Source organism: Streptomyces sp. NPDC001156 (genome assembly GCF_053598275.1).
Genome location: NZ_JBSFJX010000025.1, coordinates 48,434 through 67,788 on the forward strand (window position 1 = coordinate 48,434; position 19,355 = coordinate 67,788).

Below are 19,355 nucleotides of genomic sequence, written 5' to 3' on the forward strand. Positions count from 1 at the left end.
CGGTCAGCCGGTCGTCCCCATGCGGTGCTTGACGTCGTCCATCGATCCCGCCCAGGGGGCCGGGGCCACCGCTTGCGGACCGGTGCCGGCCCTGCTGCCCGTCCGGTTGTCCTGCCACAGCTGACCGCTGCGTACTCCGGACAGCTGCGCCCCCTTGGTGCTCATACCGCCGGCCCGGAGCGACAGGCTGTCGTCGGCGGCCGCCATGACCAAGGTCTGAGCCAGCTGCTCGAGGCTGTTCTCCAGCGTCTCCAGGATCCGCTCGTCCAGGTGGCGCAGCCCGCCGAGCAGGTCCATGGCCCGCTCGTCGTCGGTGAGGGCGGCGATGCTCTCGCCGACCCGGCAGGCCGCGAGCGCCCGGGCGGCGACCGCGTATTCGCCCTCGACGGTCCTCACCAGCCGGTGCCCGGTCGCCGGACGTCCCGCGTACAGCACCCCGTCGGCGATCACAGCGCCGACCTCCAGGGGCACACGCGCCGCGCGGACGGCGCCCGCAATGAGGGTGCGGACCACCGCGGTGGTGTCGAACAGCAGGTGCCGGGGGCGGATGGCACGTACGTGGTCGTCGATACGGCCCAAGTACACCTGAGCGTCGGCGAGGTGGTGTTCCATGGCCTGGCGGTGCGGACCGACGGGGGTGACCGGCATGTCCGTCCGGAATCTGTCGATGACCGCGGCGTGGGCGTCGCGGGCGTCTTGCAACGCCGGGATGAGCGCGTACGTCGTCAATTTCATTGCCGTACTTCCTTGTGTGGCGTCTGGGGGGCGCGGCGGGAGGGGGTGATGTCCCGCGGAGCGGCTGCCCGGCTCGGGCGGGCCTCGCGACCAGGGTGTAGGAACGGCCTGAAGATCGCCCGGCGGGTTGTGGCCCCGGGCCGGGCCCACGGACGCCCTGGGCAGCGATATCCGTGCGGCGGACGGGTACGCGACCCACGGTCCTGCGATAGCCCGTCCGGGTTGCGGCCTCCGCCCGGCAGGACAGGGGAAGCCCGGACCAGCAGATGGTCGTCGCCCGAAGGGGCCCCTTGGCCAAGTGGCCCTTGACTTCGAGTGCACGCGAAGTCCTAGCCTTCACAGCGTCGGCATCGAGCCGCCGAGATGCCGATTCACGAGACCGGTTGCTCCATGGAGGTGATGCGCCTCGCGAGCCCCGGTGCGGCGGCCGGGAGGCGACGGGCCCGGCTCGCCGGGGCGGAAGGGGCCGGGCGAGGTCCGAGCCCGCCGAACAGCACAACGACAATCGCGACGAAAGGCTGCGGAGAACATGAAGCAGCGCATGCTTGGGGACCTGGAGGTCTCGGCCATCGGCCTCGGCTGCATGGGGATGTCCGCCTTCTACGGCACGACCGACGAGGAAGAGGGCATCAAGACCATCCAGCGCGCCCTCGAACTGGGTGTCAATTTCCTCGACACCGCCCAGCTGTACGGACCGCTCACGAACGAGTCGCTGGTCGGACGCGCGATCAAAGGCCACCGTGACGAGTATGTGATCGCTACGAAGTTCAACTACCGGATGGACAACGCCGTCCCGGGTGACATGAGCACCATCGGGAAGCAGGACGGTTCGGCGGAACACGTACGCAGTTCGATCCACGGCTCGCTCAAACGGCTCGGGACCGACTACGTGGACCTCTACTACCAGCACCGTGTCGACCCCGATGTGCCGATCGAGGAGACCGTCGGGGCGCTGGCGGAACTGGTCGCGGAGGGCAAGGTACGCCATATCGGCCTGAGCGAGGCGGGGGCGGAGACGATCCGCCGTGCCCACGCCGTCCATCCGATCACCGCGGTGCAGACCGAATACTCGCTGTGGAGCCGCGACCCGGAGGCCGAGGTGCTGCCCGCATGCCGTGAGCTTGGGATCGGGTTCGTGCCCTACTCGCCGCTGGGACGCGGCTTCCTCGCGGGCCGGTTCTCCTCCCCGGAGGAACTGGACGAGGGCGACTTCCGGCGCAGCGGGCCCCGTTTCACCGGCGACAACCTCAACGCGAACCTCAGGCTCGCCGAGAAGGTGAGGGAGATCGCCGCCGAGAAGGACGTCACGCCGGCGCAGCTCGCGATCGCCTGGGTGCTGGCGCAGGGCGAGGGCCTGGTCCCGATCCCGGGCACCAAGCGCCGCTCCTACCTCGAGCAGAACGTCGGCGCGGTGGATGTGGAGCTGACGAAGGACGATCTCGCGCGTATCGACGCCGAACTCCCGCAGGCTGCCGGACAGCGCTACGACGAGGCCGGCATGTCGTCCGTGAACCGCTAAGAGTCATCCCGTGATGGGATGCCGGTCGACCCGTTCCTGTTCGGGTGTCGCACCGTTTGGCCTGGCACGGCCGCACGCACCTGCTCCCACTCGGCGGCTGTGCGCTTACGTGGATCGACCGGACACGTCGCCAGCACCCCCGCGGTCAGGTCGGCGCGCCACTTCGCCGAGCGCAGGGTGCGTCCGGCCTGCTCTTGGGCCATGCGCACGATCCGGTCGTTGACCCGCGCGCCCTGGGGCGGGGCGGCATTCCAGCCCAGACGGCGTAGCGCCATCCAGGCGTTCGACGGCAGCTTCCGCCCCCCCAGCGTCCACGCCGGAGGCAAGCACATTCACATCACGGCTGTTGAAGCGCCCGCACAGCAGATCCGTCACCATGGCGGACACCAGGTCGACGCACCAGCCCACACGCTCCGCAAGCACCCCAGAGGACAGGAGTTCACCGCTCTTCTCTTCCAGCCCGCCGCGGAGCAGGGCGCGAGCGCAGGCGGTGCGGGAGGTTTCGCCCTCACCGAGCGGCAGCTTCCGGCTCACGCGGCGCGCCCGGTGCCGAGAGTCCGTTCATCAACGGCGCGGCTGTCGCCGTCGACGGGGCGCTGACTGCCCGCTACTGAGCCTTCGCAGGCGTATCGCGGTGCCGCTCGGCACGGTGATCGCATACCGGCCGGTCGGCACCTCACGCTCCTGGAGCGTTGAAGAGGCCCTCCAGCACCAGCGCCACCCCGTCCTCGTCGTTCGAGACGGTGTGCTGTGGCACCGCTGCGCGGACTGACGGATGGGCGTTCGCCATGGCGTAGCCGGAACCTGCCCACTTCAGGATGGCCAGGTCGTTCGGCATGTCACCGAAGGCGACCACGTCGTCGGCGCCGATGCCGCGGGTCGCGCACAGGGCGGAGAGTGTGTCCGCCTTCGTGACGCCGGGGGCGCTGATCTCGAGCAGACCCCGGCCGCCGGAGTGGGTGAAGTGGGCGTGGCCGGCGGCATGGCGCTCGGCGACGGCCAGGAGGAAGTCGGCCTCGTACTCGGCGGAGTGGGCGAGGAGCTTCACGATGGGGGACTCCACCGTCCACAGGTGGGCAACGGAAGGCACAGCGAACTCGGCCTCGCGGTCGCTCGAGTGCCGCATCGTGTAGGCGGGTTCGTAGTGGACCCTCAGACCCGCCTCCACGGCGAAGCCGATGCCCGGGACGGCCTGGCCCAGCACGGTGGCGACCGTGCGGGCGGCGGAGACCGCGAGCGGACGGGAGTGGATCACGGTACGGGAGGCCAGGTCGTAGACGAGGGCGCCGTTGCTGCAGATCGCCGTGCCGCCCAGCCCCGTCGCCGTGGCCAGGGCGTCCACGTACCGGGGTGGGCGGGCCGTCACCACGACGATGTCGGCACCCGCCTCGACGACGGTGCGCAAGGCGCGCAGGGTGCGTGCGGAGACGGTGCCGTCACGGCGCAGCAGGGTGCCGTCCAGGTCGGTCGCGATCAGTTTGGGCAGGCGGGCAACCACCGCCGCATCGTAGCGGCGTCGGTGCCCGGTCTGCCCGACCGCGTGAATCAGCACTTCCCGGGCGTGAGTTCGGCGAGTTGCCTCCCAGGTGTGCGGGGCGACCTTCTTCGACGGCTTCGGCCTGGCGAGGCCCGGCCTGGTCCACGTACCGCTGTGGCGCCCCGACCCGGACGACGAGATCCCGGACAACCCGTCGGAGTACTGGATGTACGCGGGCGTCGGCCGCAAAGGCCAGTGACCGTACGGCGGGCGCACTTCCACGATGTGGTACCGCGTCCGCAGCGGTGGTCGGTACAAGGACTTTCGGGCCTCTGATTGCGCGCCCGCGCCCCGCGTCCGCTCAAGGGTCCGCAGGGACAGAACTGTTGAAGCTCGCCTTCGGTTCCGGCTCATGACGCGCCAGCCATTCGGCCAGCGTGCGGGCGATCGGCTGGCCCGTGTCCAACTCGACGAAGCCGAACTGGCCCGACTGGTTGCACTCGAGGAACCACCAGATGCCGTCGGCGTCCTCCACGAAGTCGAAGGCGCCGTAGGCCAGTTCGGCCTGGCGCAGATAGTCGTGCACGGCTGTGGCGATGCGCGGCGGGACGTCCACCGGTTGCCAGGGGTCGTCGGACGGGGCGAAGCGGACATCGATGTCGTCGGCGTCCGGATCGGCCGTCTTACGGGCGGCCAGGAGGCGGTCGCCGACGGCGGTGAGGCGGATGTCGGCGTACTTGGCGACCCGGCGTTGCAGCAGGGTCGGGCCGAAGGCGACGGCGGTGAAGTCGGCGTCCGGAGCGATACGGCTGGTGGGGACGGCCCGCGGCGGGTCCTCCGGGTGCGTGCCGGAGACGGGCTTGACCACCAGATCGGGGAAGCGCTCGGCGAAGTCCCGGGCGGCCTGCGGAAAGGTCGTGATCAGCGTGGCCGGTACCGGGAGTCCCACGCGCTGGGCGAGATGGAGTTGCCAGGGCTTCTGGCGGGCCCGGCGGGCCGCGTCGGGGCGGTTCATCCAGCGCGCACCGGTGGCGTGCAGCATCCCGTACAGAGCCTGTGCGGACTCCTCGGTCAGCCAGGCGGACCGTTCGGGGGAGTGTGCGGCCGGAACTCCGGGCCTGCGCACCCATATGGAGCGCAGTCCGCTCGTGCTCACCACACGCTCACCGACGGACAGATGTCCGTGGAAGGAGCCGTGTGCGTACTCACCGGACAGCGCCACATCACCGGGGAGGTCCGCGGGGTCGAGCCGGACCACCGGAACACCGGCTCCGTTCAACTCGGCCACCACCATGTCCGCCGTCACATCCTGTTCACAGGTAAGGATCAGCACGGTCATCGTCGACGGCCCGTGATCAGTCGTCGAAGTGCGTTTTCGAGCCCGCGGTGGAAGTCGTCGCCCCCCACTCTCGCAACACTGCGTATTCGTGGGCGGCGATACGTCCGTCGGGAAGCACGTTCAACTGCAGTCTGGAGTCATACCTGTACGGAGTGCTGACCTCCGCATCCTCGGCGTGGCGGGCGTAGTTGAGTGCGAACGGCCGCATCGTCTCTCCTTGTTCGGTGCTTCCCCGGGCAAGCGGATGGTCACGCTCCGGCGTTGCTTCCGCCTGCCGGCTCGCTGTACTTCCACGGAGTTATACGAATCGAACGAGTGAATGGTTGCCTCACGGTGCGTAACCGAGGGTCGGCTTTCTTACCTTGCCGCCAGAGCATCGCCGGTGTGACCTCCGTTCATCTGCCCGCCGTTGCGTGGGACGTGCTTCGACGCCTTGTGGATCCGGTCACCGCTCAGGACGTCCGTCGGTCGGGGCTGCGGGGCTGCGGGGCCGCCAAGCCCGCTCGACCGGGGAGTATTCAGCTGAAGTACTGCTGAATGCGTTCGCATTCCTCTATTGGACCTCTGAGCGCAGGGCGGCCAGGCTGGTGTACGTGCCGGCACCGACGGGGTCTCCCCCACGGAGGCCGGCCGAGCACGGTTCCGAGCGAGAGTTGAGAGAGGCACGAGCTCATGCACACCCGCCGCATCGGTGACGTCGAGGTCAGTGCGATCGGTCTGGGCGGTATGCCCATGTCGATCGAGGGGAGGCCGGACGAGGCGCGTTCCCTCGCCACCATCCACGCGGCGCTCGACGCGGGCGTCACGTTCATCGACACCGCGGACGCGTATCACCTCGACGCCAACGAGGTCGGTCACAACGAGACCCTGATCGCCAAGGCCCTCGCCTCCCACGACCGTGGCGCGGACGTCCTCGTCGCCACCAAGGGAGGCCATCTGCGTCCCGGCGACGGCAGCTGGACCCTGGACGGGTCGCCCCGGCACATCAAGGAGGCCTGCGAAGCCTCGCTGCGCCGGTTGGGCGTGGAGGCCATCGGCCTCTACCAGTTCCACCGTCCCGACCCCAAGGTCCCCTACGCGGAGTCCGTCGGTGCCGTGCGGGACCTCCTCGACGAGGGCAAGATCCGCATGGCGGGCGTCTCCAACGCCGACCCGGACCAGATCCGCCAGGCCGGTGAGATCCTCGGCGGCCGTCTGGTCTCCGTCCAGAACCAGTTCTCGCCCGCGTTCCGCTCCAGCGAAGCGGAGCTCCGGCTGTGCGACGAACTCGGTATCGCCTTCCTGCCGTGGAGCCCGCTGGGCGGCATCTCCCGGGCGAGTGAACTGGGATCGGCCTACGCGCCGTTCGCCCGTGTCGCCGAGGCCCACGGGGTGAGCCCCCAGCAGGTGTGCCTGGCCTGGATGCTGGCCAAGTCGCCGGTGGTCGTCCCCATCCCCGGATCCAGCCGCCCGGAGACCATCCGCGACTCGGTGGCGGCCGCGGGACTGGAGCTCACGGCCGAGGAGTTCGCCGAGCTGGACGCCGTCTGATCCCCTTGGGCGGTGGCCCGGATCCTGTGTCCGGGCCACCGCCCGCACCCACCCCGGCTGCTGTCCCGGCGGCCGATACCGGCAGCGTGCCGCCGAACCGGTCCCGGAGCCGCTGGCCCCGGCCTGACGAACGGGCTGCTCGTCATGGATGATGTGATCGACTCAAGGCACATCGCACATCACTCGACCAGCGGCGGGTGCCGGGAAGGAGTGGAGACCGTGAGCGGACGCGCCGAAGGCCCGGCGGGCGGCACGGTCCCGGCGGGGTCATTGCTGCGGACCATGGTCAGGCGCGATCCAGGGGAAGCGCACCGCGTCGCCACACCGCTCGAGCTGCTGTTCGACTTGTGTTTCGTGGTGGCCGTCGCGCAGGCCGGCAGCAGGCTGGCGCATGCCGTGGAGGCCGGGCACACCGGTCAGGGCGTCGCGGGCTACGCCATGATCTTCTTCGCCATCTGGTGGGCCTGGATGAACTTCACCTGGTTCGCCTCCGCGTACGACACGGACGACGTCCCGTACCGGCTCACCACGCTGGTACAGATCACGGGTGTCCTCATCCTGGCGGCGGGGGTGCCTCGCGCCTTCGACCACACGGATTACTCCATCGTCATGGTCGGTTACGTGGTGATGCGGCTGGGCCTGACCACCCAATGGCTCAGGGCGGCGCGCAGCGAGCAGGACGCGGCGCAGGCCACGGCCCTGCGGTACGCCGTCGGTGTCGTCCTCGTACAGATCGGCTGGGTGGCGTTCGGCTTCCTCCCGTACAGCGCGACGAAGCCATGGGTGTTCGTCCTGCTCGCGGCCGCGGAACTCGCCGTGCCCGTGCTGGCCGAGCGCCCCTACCCCACCCCCTGGCACCCCCACCACATCGCCGAACGCTACGGACTGTTCACCCTGATCGTCCTCGGCGAGACGGTCGCCGCCGCGACCGTCGCCGTGCAGAGCGCTCTGGACAGAGGCGGGTCGACGGAACTGGTGCCGATCGCGGCAGGGGGCCTGCTGCTCGTGTTCGCCGCCTACTGGATCTACTTCGCCGTCCCCATCCACGAGCATCTGCGGACCGGCCGCAGCGCTTTCCTGTGGGGGTACGGGCACTATCTCGTTTTCTCCATGGCGGCCGGGATCGGTGCGGGACTCGAGGTGACGATCGGGCAGGCGGTCGGAGACGCGCACATCGGCATATCGAGCGCCGCCGCCGCGGTCACCGTCCCCGCTGCCGGATTCGTCTTCTTCACCTGGCTCCTGCACGCGCGCCACTACAAACGGTCACTCGCGCAGCAGTGCGTCCTGCCGGTGACCGCGGCCGCGATCCTCGCCTGCACGTTCGCGAGGTCGTGGGCGGTGCTGTGCGCCGGGATCGTCGCGGCGCTCAGTGTGGCGGTGTCCCTGTCCTTGCGCCACCGCGGGGCCCCCTCAGTTGCCGTCCGGCGTACGCTATGATGAGTACACGGCAGAGCGCCACAACTTCCGGCGTTCGGCCCTGCGTTGGTGGTCCAAGGAAAGACGTCCCGCTTCCTGCGGGGAGATGCAGGTGCAAGGCCTGCCCGGCGCTCTCACGTGAGCCCCGCCCTTTTTCAGGGGTGGGGCTCACTCGTTGTACGCATACCGGTCCTCCGTACCGCCACGTTCAGGCAGCCGCGCACCCCCGGCGAACCGCGGTGCGCCGCCTGGCTCACCCCGCCCGCCACCCGACGTAGGCGTCGTGGAAGTGGCGGCCCAGCAGGGCGCCTCCGAACACGACGAAGCCGACCCCGATGAGCCAGGACTGCACGACGAGGGTGGTGCCCAGGGCGCCGTAGGTGACCGCGTTGTTGACGATGAGCGGGGAGAACACCTGGTAGGAGAACCACCGCAGACCGACCAGACCGAGCATGGTCGACACCGCGCCGGGCAGCAGGGCCTGCCAGGACACACGGCTGCCCAGCAGGAAGTGCTGGCCCCACCAGAAGAAGAGCACGCCGAACAGGACGGTGAGCGTGATGCGCATGGTGGACTGGAACAACCCGCTCGGGAGCACCGCGCCGCTCTGCACCTCGGCATACAGATACGCCGTCAGAGCCGCGAGCCACACGGCGCGGCGCCACACCGTGTGCCACCGGCCCGCGGGCAGGTCCCAGACCCTCTCGTAGCCCGTCTGCACGCTGGAGGCGAAGGTGAGCCCGAAGAGCGCGAGGGCGAGGACGCTGAAGGCGCTGGTGGCACTGAGCACATTGCGGGGAGCGGAGAACAGGCGCTCCACGGCGTCCGCGGGGCGCCCCGAAAGGCTCATGCCGTCGATCACCCAGAAGGCGAAGCCGCGGTGCTGGAAGGGCGACGCCGCTGCCACGACGATCAGCAGCGGCGCCAGCGTGACCAGCGCCAGCGCGGCGAACCCCATGGACCGGTGCATCAGTTCCATTTCGCTGCCGTGCCGCCAGAGCCGACCGGCGGCCGAGCCGTGCCAGCGCGAACGCAGTCCGCGGTGCGGGGGTCGTTCGTCCCGCGGCGGGCCTGAGGAACCCGTCATGGGTCCCCCGGTTCCCGGGGCGCCGACGGGCGAAACCTGCCTGTCCCTGCGCTCACCCCGTCCGCGGCGCGATCGGCCCAGCGGCAGACCGTGTGTCAGATGTACTCCGCCGCCGCGTCCAGCAGCCAGTCGGCGAGATAGCCGGCGAAGGAGGAACGGACCAGCACCCAGAAACCGGCCCTCACCCCGTCCCGGGCCACCAGGATCACCTGGGTACGGGCCAGCGTCGTCTGGGCGCAGCGGCCGGGGCCGAACGCACGCGGGTGCAGGTCCAGGGAGCAGCCGTGGGACAGCAGATCGCGGGCGCGGGGGCCCGCGACGAGGACGGTGGTGCGCTGGGCGGACACGTCCGTGACACAGACGGGTTCCTCTCCGGCCGCGGAACGGATGCGGCCCTCCAGGTCCCGCTGGGTGCCCGGCCGGCCCACCACCAGCCACTCGTCGGGACCGAGCCACAGCGCGGTCTGCCCCTTGGTGCGGACGGCGGTGCCGGGCTCCAGGGGCAGTTGCGATCCGAGGGCCACTCCGACGGCGTCGGCCGCCGCTCCCTTGGCGTCGAGGCGGACATCGACCTGTGCCAGGAAGGGCACCTCGGCGAGCCGGACCGCGCCCCCCGAGGAGCGCGTCGCGGCCGCCAGCCGGCCGGCCGCGTGTGCCAGGGGGCTGCGGGGCTGTGCGGTCAGGACGGTCTCAGCCATCGCGGCGGGCTCCCTCGGGGTCGTAGAGGACGGGACGTGCGACGGTCACCGGGAGCAGCCGGTCGCCGACGGGTGCGTAGAGACGTTCGCCGATGCGGTCCCGGCCGCCCTTGACCAGGGCGAGGGCGAAGGTCCGGCCCAGCGTCGCGCTGCGGTAGCTGGAGGTGACGTGGCCGAGCATCGGCACCGGCGGTTCGGGCAGCACGCTGTCGGCGACCAGATGGGTGCCTTCGGGGAGGAAGACGGCCGGGTCCTCGGGGAGCAGGCCGACCAGGTGCTTGCGGTCGGGGCGGGCCGTGTCGGCGCGGGAGTGGGAGCGCTTGCCGATGAAGTCGGGCTTCTTCTTCGACACCGCCCAGCTCATGCCCAGGTCGTGCGGGGTGACCGTGCCGTCGGTGTCCTGGCCGATGATCGGATAGCCCTTCTCGGCCCGCAGGACGTGCATGGTCTCGGTGCCGTACGGCGTGATGCCGAACGGAGCGCCGGCCTCTTGCACCGCCTCCCACAGCGCGAGGGCGTGCCACGGCGACACGTTGATCTCGTAGGCGAGTTCGCCCGAGAAACTGATCCGGCACACCCGGGCGTCGATGCCCGCGACGGCCGTCTCCCGCCATGCCATGAACGGAAAGCTGTCGTTGTCCACCGCCAGGCCGGGCGCCAGCGAGCCGAGGACGTCACGGGAGTGCGGGCCCACCAGGGCCACGGTGGCCCACTGCTCGGTGACGGAGGTGCAGCGGACCCGTAGCTCGGGCCATTCCGTCTGCAGCCACTCCTCCATCCAGTCGAGGACGGCCGCCGCGTTGCCCGTGGTGGTGGTGACCAGGAAGCGGTCCTGGGCCAGGCGGATGACGGTGCCGTCGTCGAAGACCATGCCGTCCAGGTGGCACATCACGCCGTAACGGATCATGCCGACCCTGAGGGTGCTGATCATGTTGGTGTAGAGCCGGTCCAGGAACACGGCGGCGTCCGGGCCCTGGACATCGATCTTGCCGAGGGTGGAGGCGTCCATGAAGGCCACCCCCTCACGGGCGGCACGGCACTCGCGCAGCACGGCGGCCGCCATGTCCTCGCCGTCGCGCGGGTAGTACCAGGGCCGCTTCCACTGGCCGACGTTCTCGAAGACCGCACCGTGCGCGGTGTGCCATGCGTGCAGGGCGGTCACCCGGACCGGGTCGTGCAGCGCGCCCCGGTCGCGGCCCGCCAGTGCGGCGAAGGAGACGGGCGCGTACGGCGGCCGGAACGTGGTCGTACCGAGCGCCGAGACGTCCACCCCGAGCAATTCCGCGACGATCCCGCTCGCCAGGACCCCGGAGGTCTTGCCCTGGTCGTTGGCCGTGCCGGCCGTCGTGTAGCGCTTGGTGTGCTCGACCGAGCGCAGACCGGCCCCCGTCGCGCGGGCCAGGTCGTCCACGGTGACGTCGCGTTGCAGGTCCACGAAGCGGGGTGCGCCGGAGTGGCCGGGAAGGGCGAAGACCTGCATCGGGCGCGACTGCGGCGGTGCGGTCACCACGGGCAGGGCTGGCGCCGCGGGGGAGTAGCCCTCGGCCGCGATCGCGCGGGCACCGGCGGCCGCTCCCTGCGCGAGCACAGTGGCGAGCCCGAAGGCCCCGTTCGCGCTGCCCGCGACGTCCACCGCCTGACGTGAGCTGCCGGGGACGAAGGTGCCGAGCGACTCGTCGTAGCGGAGTGTGCCGCCCGCCTGACTGAACAGGTGCGCCGCCGGATTCCAGCCGCCGGAGACCAGAAGGAGGTCCGCGGCGAACTCCCTTGGCCCCACTGACTCGCCGTACGGCGCCACCCGCACACCGGTGAGGCGCGGGCCGCCTTCCGTGCCGGTCACGGCGTGGCCGGTCAGCACCTCGATCCCGGCCGCGCGGGCACGGCGCGCCCACTGACCGGCCTCCGGCCTGGTGTCGACGACCGCGGCCACCTCGACGCCCGCCGCGGCGAGGTCGAGCGCGGCGGCGTAAGCGCTGTCGTTCGTGGTGAGCACGACGGCACGGCGGCCCGGCAGGACCCCGTACCGGTTGACATAGGCCCGCGCCGAGGCGGCGAGCATCACTCCGGGGCGGTCGTTGTCCGCGAAGGCCACCGAGCGTTCGTGCGCGCCGGTGGCCAGCACCACGCGGCGGGCACGGATGCGCCAGACGCGCTCCCGGGAGACGAGCTCGGGGGCCTCGGCGCCCAGATGGGCGGTGCGGCGTTCCACGGCGAGGAGGTGGTTGTCGTCGTAGTGGCCGAAGACGGTGGTACGGCGCAGGACGCGCACCTCGGGCGCGGACTCGAGCAGTTCGCTGGTCCGGGCCACCCAGCCGAGATGTTCGCCCGTTCCGAGGAGGCTGCCGCCGGGTTCCGGCTGGTCGTCCGCGAGGATGACGCGTGCCCCGCTCTGCGCGGCGGCGGCCGCGGCGGCGAGCCCGGCCGGGCCGGCCCCGACGACGAGCAGATCGCAGTGGGCGTGCACGGCGTCGTAGCGGGCCGGGTCCGGCTCGGCGGCGAGGCGTCCCCGGCCGGGCAGGCTGCTCGCCATCAGTCCGTCGTACAGCTCGACCGTCGTCGCCGGAAGCATCGGTTCGGGGAAAGGCGCCTCGATCTGGACCACCGCGTTGGGTTCCTCGGCACCCGCCGAGAAGACGCCCCGCGGGCGGCCGAACCTGATGCTGGTGGCGGCCTGGATGACACCGTTGGCGAGGAGGGCCGAGGCCAGAGTGTCGCCGCGGAAGCCCGCGTACTCGGTGCCGTCGAAGACGAACGTCAGGCGGCGGTCGCGTTCGATCCGGCCACCGCTGGGGAGGCGGAAGGGCTGGTCGGCGTCCCCCGCACCGGCGCGTCCCGAGACCAAGTGGCTTACCGGATGGGCCCTGTTCGCGGGCTCGTCCGTCGAACTTCCCTCGGCCTGGGCGGACTTGTCCTCAAGCTCCCTTGGACTTCCGGCATCGTTCGGGAGAACCCCATGACGGGCTGGTGCGGCCGGCCTCGGCTCAGCAGTGGACGGGCGCGGTTCTCCCACCCGGTAGACGGCGAGGATCCTGTTCGTCGCCGTGTCCCGTACCGCGTTGAACCACCTGCGACAGCCCGCGGCGTGGCTCCATCTCTCGGCGAAGGGGCCCTTGGGGTTGTCGCGGAAGAAGAGATAGCGCGCCCACTCCTCGTCGGTGAGGGACGCCGGGTCCTCGGGACAGGGTACGTGCGCCTGACCGCCGTAGTGGAACTCGACCTCGTCGCGGGGCCCGCACCACGGGCAGGGGATCAGCAGCATGGTTCGGCTCCCTAGTGGGCCACAGCGGCGGCGCCGTGCTCGTCGACGAGCGCGCCGGTGGTGAAACGGTCGAGCGAGAAGGGGGCGTTGAGGGGGTGTGGGCTGTCGTGCGCGATGGTGTGGGCCATGACCCAGCCGACGCCCGGTGTCGCCTTGAAACCGCCCGTCCCCCAACCGCAGTTGAGGTAGAGGCCGTCGACGGGGGTGAGGCCGACGATGGGCGACGCGTCGGGGCTGACGTCGACGATGCCGCCCCAGGTGCGCAGCACGTGGGCACGGGCGAACACGGGGAACAGTTCCAGGGCGGCGGACATCTGCTGTTCGATGATGTGGAACGCGCCGCGCTGGGTGTACGCGTTGTACGCGTCGATGCCCGCACCCATCACCAGTTCGCCCTTGTGGGCCTGACTGACATACACATGGACGGCGTTGGACATCACGACCGTCGGGTGCACGGGTTCGAGGAGTTCGGAGACGAGTGCCTGCAACGGGTGGCTCTGCAGGGGCAGTTCGATGCCCGCCATTGCGGCCAGCACCGAGGTGTGGCCGGCCGAGCACAGTGCCACCTTGCCCGCCGTGATCGGGCCGAGCGTCGTCCGTACGCCGGTGATCCGGCCGCCGGCGATGTCGAGCCCGGTGACCTCGCAGTTCTGGATGATGTCGATCCCGGCGGCGTCGGCGGAGCGGGCCAGGCCCCACGCCACATAGTCGTGCTTGGCGATGCCGGCCCGCGGCTGATAGGTGCCGCCCAGCACCGGGTAGCGCACGTCGGGGGAGGTGTTGACGATCGGGCAGAGCTCTTGGACCTGCTCGGTGTCGAGCCATTGCGCGTCCACCCCGTTGAGCCGGTTGGCCTCGACGCGGCGCACGCTGTCGCGGACGTCCTGCAGACTGTGGGCGAGGTTGAGTACGCCGCGCTGGGAGAAGAGGATCGGGTAGTCGAGTTCCTCCTCCAGTCCCTCCCACAGCTTGAGGGCGTGCTCGTAGATGCCGGCGCTCTCGTCCCACAGATAGTTGGAGCGGATGATGGTGGTGTTGCGGGCCATGTTGCCGCCCGCGAGCCACCCTTTCTCGAGTACGGCGACGCTGGTGACGCCGTGGTTCTTCGCCAGGTAGTGGGCGGTGGCGAGGCCGTGTCCGCCGCCGCCCACGATCACCACGTCGTACGACCGCCGGGGTTCGGGCGTGCGCCAGAGGAAGTCGGGGTGCTCGGGCAGTTCGGCGCCGGGGGTGCTGGAACTCAACGGACGTCTCCGCCTTCCGAAAGGTGCGGGTAGAGCGGGTGCCTGGCCGCCAGCGCCTGGGTACGCGCGCGCAGCGCGGCCACGTCCGGCTCGGCCTGGAGGGCGAGCGCGATCACATCGGAGACCTCGGCGAAGTCCTCCACGGTGAAGCCCCGGGTGGCCAGGGCGGGGGTGCCGATGCGCAAGCCCGAAGTGACCATGGGCGGGCGCGGGTCGAAGGGGACGGCGTTGCGGTTGACGGTGATGCCGATCCGGTGGAGGAGGTCCTCGGCCTGCCTGCCGTCGAGCGCGGAGTCCCGCAGGTCCACCAGGACCAGGTGGACGTCCGTGCCGCCGGTGAGAACCCTCACCCCTGCGTCCGCCGCGTCCGGGCGGGTGAGACGCTCGGCGAGGACACTGGCGCCGGCGAGGGTGCGGGCCTGCCGCTCGGCGAACTCGGCTGACGCCGCCACCTTGAAGGAGACCGCCTTCGCGGCGATGACGTGCTCCAGCGGGCCGCCCTGCATACCGGGGAACACCGCCGAGTTGATCTTCTTGGCGAGGTCGCGGTCGTTGGTGAGGACGACTCCGCCCCGGGGTCCGCCGAGCGTCTTGTGCGTCGTGGTCGTGACGACGTGCGCGTGCGGAACGGGGCTGGGGTGCAGCCCGGCCGCGACCAGACCCGCGAAATGGGACATGTCGACCATGAGGTACGCGCCGACCTCGTCGGCTATGCGGCGGAAGGCCGCGAAGTCCAGCTGCCGCGGGTACGCCGACCAGCCCGCGATGATCATCTTGGGGCGGTGTTCCTTGGCGAGGCGCTCCACCTCGTGCATGTCGACGAGGTTGTCGGCCTCGGTCACGTGGTACGGCACGACGTTGAACATTCTGCCGCTGTAGTTGATGCGCATGCCGTGGGTGAGGTGCCCGCCGTGCGCGAGATCGAGGCCGAGGATCGTGTCGCCGGGGCGCAACAGCGCGAAGAAGACAGCGGTGTTGGCCTGGGCGCCGGAGTGCGGCTGCACATTGGCGTGGCCGGCGCCGAAGAGGGACTTGATCCGCTCGATGGCCAACCGTTCGGTGACGTCGACGTGTTCGCAGCCGCCGTAGTAGCGCCGGCCGGGGTAGCCCTCGGCGTACTTGTTGGTCAGGACGGAGCCCTGGGCCTCGAGCACGGCGGTGGGCGCGAAGTTCTCGGAGGCGATCATTTCGAGAGTGGACTGCTGGCGGTGCAGCTCTGCCCGGAGGGCGGCGTGGACTTCGGGATCCAGTTCGGCCAGCGGTGTGTTCAGCGGGTTCATACGGGGTTCGCGTTCCTCTCGACGGTCACCATCGGTGCTCCCTCGAAACCGGAGCGGAGTACTAGCCACGGAGACGGGACATGGCCGGGTCGAACAGCGGCTCTTCGGCCACGACCGCCTCGATGCGCCGGCCGAAGTAGCCGATCTGCACGGCGGTGCCCGTGGTGGCGAGCCGCGCCGGAAGCCAGGCGTAGGCGATGCCCTTGCCGATCGTGTAGCCGTAGGCGGCGCTGGTGACGTATCCGACGGCGTGGTCACCGTCGTACACCGGCTCCTTGCCCATGACGACGGCCTGGGGGTCGTCGATGGTGAGACAGGCGAGCCTGCGCCGCACGTCGGCCTTGCGCCGCTCGAGCACCGCCTTGCCGACGAAGTCGCCCTTGTCGGCCTTCACGGCGAAGCCCAGACCGGCCTCGTAGGGGTCGTGCTCGTAGGTCATGTCTGTGGCGAAGGAGCGGTAACCCTTCTCCAGGCGCAGGCTGTTGAAGGCGCCGCGGCCCGCGATGACGCCGCCCAGCGGCCGGGCCGCCCGCCACAGCGTGTCCCACAGCTTCAGGCCCTGGTCGGCGGTGGTGTACAACTCCCAGCCCAGCTCGCCGACGTAGGACAGGCGCATCGCGGTGACGGGGACGCTGCCGATGTAGGCGCGCTTGGCGCGGAAGTACTTCAGGCCGTCGTTGGAGAAGTCGGAGTCCGTCAAGGGCTGCAGCACCATCCGGGCGAGCGGCCCCCACAGGCCGATGCAGCAGGTGCCCGGGGTGATGTCGCGTACGGCGACGGATCCGTCGGCCGGGAGGTGGCGGCGGAACCAGTCGAGATCGCTGTTGCCGTTGGCGCCGACCTGGAAGAGGTCACGGGCCAGCCGGGCGACGGTGATGTCGCTGCGGATGCCGCCGTCGTGGTCCAGCAGCAGGGTGTAGGTCACGGAGCCGACCGACTTGTCGACCTTGCCGGTGCACAGCCGCTCCAGGAACGCAGCCGCGCCGGGGCCGCCGACCTCCAGACGCTTGAGCGCCGTCATGTCGTACAGGGCGACGGTCTCGCGGGTGGCCTGGGCCTCGGCGCCGACGATGGGCGACCAGTAGCGCGCCGCCCAGTCGTTCGGGACCGGGATGCTGCGCCCCTCGGTCAGCGGGGCGTTGGCCTCGTACCACTGGGGGCGCTCCCAGCCGTTCGCCTCCAGGAAGAAGGCGCCCAGTTCCTGCTGACGGGCGTAGAAGGGGCTCGTACGGATCGGGCGCGGGTCCCCGGAGGGCTGGAGGGGATGGATGATGTCGTAGACCTCGACGAAGTTCCGGCAGTCGCGGGCCAGTACGTACTCCGGCGAGAGCTGGTGCGGCTCGAAGCGGTTGACGTCGCACTCGTGCAGGTCGAAGGACGAGCAGTGGCCGTCCACCAGCCACTCGGCGACGGCCCGGCCGACTCCGGCCGAGTGGGTGACCCAGACCGCCTCGGCCACCCAGAAGCCCTGGACGTCCGGGGACTCACCGAGGAGCGGGAACCCGTCGGGGGTGAAGGAGAACAGGCCGTTGATGCCCTCCTCGACCTTGGCCTCCCTCGTCGCCGGCAGCAGGGACTGCGTCTCGGTCCATGCGTCCTCGAAGTCCTCCTCGGTGAACTCCAGTACCGACGGCATGACGGCGGCCTCCTCGATGGAGACGATGTCGTCGGCGGAGACCGGCATGGGGCGGTGGCCGTAGTAACCGATCCCGAGACCGTCGAAGCGGTCGCGGTAGTAGAGGTCGGCGTCCTGGTGCCGGAGTATCGGCCGCATCGCCTCCTCGGTCTGGCCTGCCAGCGCCGGTACCGGGCCGGTCCAGGCCAGTTGGTGGGCGAGCGGGGTGAGCGGGAGGTCCATGCCGACCATGCGAGCGATCCTCGGGCCCCAGATGCCGGCGCAGCACACCACGATGTCAGCGGGGATCTCGCCCTGGTCGGTGTGGACGCCGGTGACCCGGCCGTCGCTCTGCCGTACGTCGAGGACTTCGTGGTGGGCGAGGAAGCGTGCGCCGCGCGCGGTGGCCCGGCGGATCTGCGCCTCGACGGCGAGGACCGCCTTGGCCAGGCCGTCCGTCGGGACCAGGAGGCCGCCGAGGACCCGGTCGCGGTTCACGAGCGGGTGCTGCTCGACGCACTCCTCGGCGCTCAGCAGCCGGGCTTCGACGCCCCAGGCGGTGATCCAGCCGTGGCGGCGCCGGAGTTCGGCGAGCCGCTCGGGAGAGGTGGCCACTTCGAGGCCGCCGACCTGCAGGAAGCAGGGCTTGCCGTCGACGTCGAGGGAGCACAACTTCTCGACGGTGTAGCGGGCCAGCTCCGTCATGGTCTTGGAGGGGTTCGTCTGGAAGACCAGGCCGGGCGCGTGGGAGCTGGAGCCGCCGGTGGCGGGGAGGGGCCCCTGGTCGACCACGGTCACATCGGTCCAGCCTCGCGCCGAGATCTCGTCCGCGAGCGCCGCTCCCACGACGCCCGCTCCGATGATGACCACTCGGGGTCCCGCCATCGCCGCACCTCCGGACTCGAAACCGGGTCAGTTGCTTTCTGCGCAACGTGGTTCAGGTTGCGCAACTCAATGTGCCCGCCGCCCAGGAGGGGTGTCAAGGGGGCGCATGACGTCGGTGAACGCGTGAAACGCCAAGGGGCCCGGCAGGCCGCACTGGCAGCCTGCCGGGCCCCGTGAGGGGTTCTTCGCGGGTCCGGTCACCCCGTGGCCCGTCACCTTGCTCGCGTTTCAACTCCCCTGCAGAACAGCGTGCTTCCTGGGTGCGTCAGGACCGTCTCCGGACGGTTCCGGGTGGAGGCGGGCGGTTACTTCAGCCAGGCGTCGACCTTGTCGCGGTTCGCCTCGACCCACTTCTTCGCCGCCGCATCGTCGGACATCTTGTCCTGCGCGATGTACTTGGCCACGGTGTTCTGGTCGTCGTTCGTCCAGTTGAAGTTCTTCACCAGATTGTAGGCGGGGCTGCCGGACTTGGCGAACCGGGTGCTGACGATCTTGTCCAGGTCGTACACCGGATAGTCGCAGGCGATCTTGTCGGCGACGGCGTCGCATCCCGTCGTGTACTTCGGCAGAGCGACCTTCACCAGCGGCACCTCGGACAGGAACCACTGCGGCTCGTAGAAGTAGCCGATCACCCACTGCTTGTTCTTCTCGGCGGTCCGGAAGGCCTGGATGAGGGCGGTCTCGCTCCCCGCGTACACCACCTTGAAGTTCAGCTTCAGGTTCTTCACCAGCGCCGCGTCGTTCGTGACATAGGACGGGTCGCCGTCGAGCAACTGGCCCTTGCCGCCCGACTCGGAGGTCTTGAAGTTGTCGGCGTACTTGTTGAGGTTCTCGAACTTGGTGATGTCGGGGTGCGCCTTGGCCAGCCATGGCGGCACGTACCAGCCGATGATGCCCTTGTTGCCGGTCTGCCCGGCCTCGGTGGCGGTCTTCTGCTGGGTGATGTACTTCTTCTTCAGGTCGTCGTGGCCCCAGTTCTCCAGGATGGCGTCGACCTCGCCGGTCCCGAAGCCCTGCCAGGCGATCTCCTCCTTGAGATCCTTCTTGTCGACCGTGCACCCGAGGTCGTGCTGCGCGACGTACGCGACGACCGCCGCGTCCGCCTCGTAGCCCACCCACGGGTTGACGGCGAGGTTGAACGTGCCGCACTTGCCCGAACTCTTCGAGCCGGCGGAGGAGCTGTCGCCGACCTTCGCCCCCGAACAGGCCGTCAGGGTGAGGCCGAGAGCGGCCAGGCCGGCCGCGCCGGCTCGCCAGAGTCTTGCCAT

The 19,355-nt window shown here is 70.3% G+C and carries 15 protein-coding genes; 4 read left to right on the top strand and 11 right to left on the bottom strand.

Going from position 1 to position 19,355, the window contains the following annotated elements; genetic code table 11:
- Window positions 1-3 precede the first annotated feature (3 nt).
- Window positions 4-735 carry a hypothetical protein gene (locus ACWDA7_RS15595; protein ID WP_450604748.1) on the bottom strand — a complete coding sequence of 244 codons (732 nt, stop codon included), beginning with the start codon at window positions 733-735 and terminating at the stop codon, window positions 4-6.
- A gap of 529 nt (window positions 736-1,264) precedes the next feature.
- On the opposite strand from ACWDA7_RS15595, the gene ACWDA7_RS15600 reads away from it, so the two are divergent.
- Entirely contained in the window at window positions 1,265-2,254 is a 990-nt protein-coding gene (locus tag ACWDA7_RS15600) for an aldo/keto reductase (RefSeq protein ID WP_450604747.1), read from the top strand.
- Window positions 2,255-2,930: 676 nt separating this feature from the next.
- Here ACWDA7_RS15600 and ACWDA7_RS15605 read toward each other — a convergent pair.
- Window positions 2,931-3,752 (bottom strand): Cof-type HAD-IIB family hydrolase, encoded by an 822-nt coding sequence (locus ACWDA7_RS15605; protein WP_450604746.1) that lies wholly within the window; start codon window positions 3,750-3,752, stop codon window positions 2,931-2,933.
- A gap of 88 nt (window positions 3,753-3,840) precedes the next feature.
- Between ACWDA7_RS15605 and ACWDA7_RS15610 the strand changes: the two genes are divergently transcribed.
- The gene (locus ACWDA7_RS15610) at window positions 3,841-3,990 is read left to right on the top strand and encodes an SAM-dependent methyltransferase (RefSeq protein ID WP_450604745.1); all 150 of its coding nucleotides are present in this window, start codon (window positions 3,841-3,843) and stop codon (window positions 3,988-3,990) included.
- Window positions 3,991-4,092: 102 nt separating this feature from the next.
- Here ACWDA7_RS15610 and tgmB read toward each other — a convergent pair whose 3' ends face one another.
- Together tgmB and tgmA are read right to left on the bottom strand one after the other, a co-directional pair.
- Window positions 4,093-5,070, bottom strand: coding sequence for an ATP-grasp ribosomal peptide maturase (gene tgmB / locus ACWDA7_RS15615; protein WP_450604743.1), 978 nt, complete (start codon window positions 5,068-5,070; stop codon window positions 4,093-4,095).
- A 16-nt stretch (window positions 5,071-5,086) separates the two neighbouring features.
- Window positions 5,087-5,278, bottom strand: coding sequence for a putative ATP-grasp-modified RiPP (tgmA, locus tag ACWDA7_RS15620; RefSeq protein ID WP_450604742.1), 192 nt, complete (start codon window positions 5,276-5,278; stop codon window positions 5,087-5,089).
- 464 nt (window positions 5,279-5,742) lie between these two features.
- Between tgmA and ACWDA7_RS15625 the strand changes: the two genes are divergently transcribed.
- Both ACWDA7_RS15625 and ACWDA7_RS15630 read left to right on the top strand, forming a co-directional pair.
- Entirely contained in the window at window positions 5,743-6,600 is an 858-nt protein-coding gene (locus tag ACWDA7_RS15625) for an aldo/keto reductase (RefSeq protein WP_450604741.1), read from the top strand.
- Window positions 6,601-6,810: 210 nt separating this feature from the next.
- Window positions 6,811-8,040 carry a low temperature requirement protein A gene (locus ACWDA7_RS15630; RefSeq protein WP_450604740.1) on the top strand — a complete coding sequence of 410 codons (1,230 nt, stop codon included), beginning with the start codon at window positions 6,811-6,813 and terminating at the stop codon, window positions 8,038-8,040.
- A gap of 232 nt (window positions 8,041-8,272) precedes the next feature.
- Here ACWDA7_RS15630 and ACWDA7_RS15635 read toward each other — a convergent pair whose 3' ends face one another.
- The 7 genes from ACWDA7_RS15635 to ACWDA7_RS15665 all read right to left on the bottom strand — a co-directional run bounded on the left by ACWDA7_RS15635 (window position 8,273) and on the right by ACWDA7_RS15665 (window position 19,355).
- On the bottom strand, window positions 8,273-9,106 hold the full coding sequence (locus ACWDA7_RS15635; protein WP_450604738.1) for a ribonuclease BN: 834 nt from the start codon (window positions 9,104-9,106) through the stop codon (window positions 8,273-8,275).
- 95 nt (window positions 9,107-9,201) lie between these two features.
- The gene (locus ACWDA7_RS15640; RefSeq protein WP_450604736.1) at window positions 9,202-9,804 is read right to left on the bottom strand and encodes a sarcosine oxidase subunit gamma; all 603 of its coding nucleotides are present in this window, start codon (window positions 9,802-9,804) and stop codon (window positions 9,202-9,204) included.
- Window positions 9,797-13,063 (bottom strand): sarcosine oxidase subunit delta family protein, encoded by a 3,267-nt coding sequence (locus tag ACWDA7_RS15645; RefSeq protein WP_450604734.1) that lies wholly within the window; start codon window positions 13,061-13,063, stop codon window positions 9,797-9,799. The genes ACWDA7_RS15640 and ACWDA7_RS15645 overlap by 8 nt, the downstream gene beginning before the upstream one ends.
- Before the next feature lie 11 nt (window positions 13,064-13,074).
- A complete protein-coding gene (locus ACWDA7_RS15650; protein WP_450604732.1) occupies window positions 13,075-14,307 on the bottom strand; it encodes a sarcosine oxidase subunit beta family protein in 1,233 nt (410 codons plus the stop codon).
- Window positions 14,304-15,587 (bottom strand): serine hydroxymethyltransferase, encoded by a 1,284-nt coding sequence (gene glyA, locus ACWDA7_RS15655; RefSeq protein ID WP_450604731.1) that lies wholly within the window; start codon window positions 15,585-15,587, stop codon window positions 14,304-14,306. The genes ACWDA7_RS15650 and glyA overlap by 4 nt, the downstream gene beginning before the upstream one ends.
- 61 nt (window positions 15,588-15,648) lie before the next feature.
- A complete protein-coding gene (locus tag ACWDA7_RS15660; protein WP_450604730.1) occupies window positions 15,649-18,087 on the bottom strand; it encodes a GcvT family protein in 2,439 nt (812 codons plus the stop codon).
- 305 nt (window positions 18,088-18,392) lie between these two features.
- Complete coding sequence (locus ACWDA7_RS15665) at window positions 18,393-19,355, bottom strand: ABC transporter substrate-binding protein (protein ID WP_450604728.1); 963 nt, start codon at window positions 19,353-19,355, stop codon at window positions 18,393-18,395.

Excerpts from the sequence above, each read along its gene's own strand:
- ACWDA7_RS15660 (WP_450604730.1), bottom strand. The coding sequence starts at position 18,087 with ATGGCGGGACCCCGAGTGGTCATCATCGGAGCGGGCGTCGTGGGAGCG.
- ACWDA7_RS15635 (WP_450604738.1), bottom strand. The coding sequence starts at position 9,106 with ATGACGGGTTCCTCAGGCCCGCCGCGGGACGAACGACCCCCGCACCGC.
- ACWDA7_RS15600 (WP_450604747.1), top strand. The coding sequence starts at position 1,265 with ATGAAGCAGCGCATGCTTGGGGACCTGGAGGTCTCGGCCATCGGCCTC.
- ACWDA7_RS15595 (WP_450604748.1), bottom strand. The coding sequence starts at position 735 with ATGAAATTGACGACGTACGCGCTCATCCCGGCGTTGCAAGACGCCCGC.
- ACWDA7_RS15640 (WP_450604736.1), bottom strand. The coding sequence starts at position 9,804 with ATGGCTGAGACCGTCCTGACCGCACAGCCCCGCAGCCCCCTGGCACAC.
- tgmB (WP_450604743.1), bottom strand. The coding sequence starts at position 5,070 with ATGACCGTGCTGATCCTTACCTGTGAACAGGATGTGACGGCGGACATG.
- ACWDA7_RS15665 (WP_450604728.1), bottom strand. The coding sequence starts at position 19,355 with ATGGCAAGACTCTGGCGAGCCGGCGCGGCCGGCCTGGCCGCTCTCGGC.
- ACWDA7_RS15625 (WP_450604741.1), top strand. The coding sequence starts at position 5,743 with ATGCACACCCGCCGCATCGGTGACGTCGAGGTCAGTGCGATCGGTCTG.
- glyA (WP_450604731.1), bottom strand. The coding sequence starts at position 15,587 with ATGAACCCGCTGAACACACCGCTGGCCGAACTGGATCCCGAAGTCCAC.
- tgmA (WP_450604742.1), bottom strand. The coding sequence starts at position 5,278 with ATGCGGCCGTTCGCACTCAACTACGCCCGCCACGCCGAGGATGCGGAG.
- ACWDA7_RS15645 (WP_450604734.1), bottom strand. The coding sequence starts at position 13,063 with ATGCTGCTGATCCCCTGCCCGTGGTGCGGGCCCCGCGACGAGGTCGAG.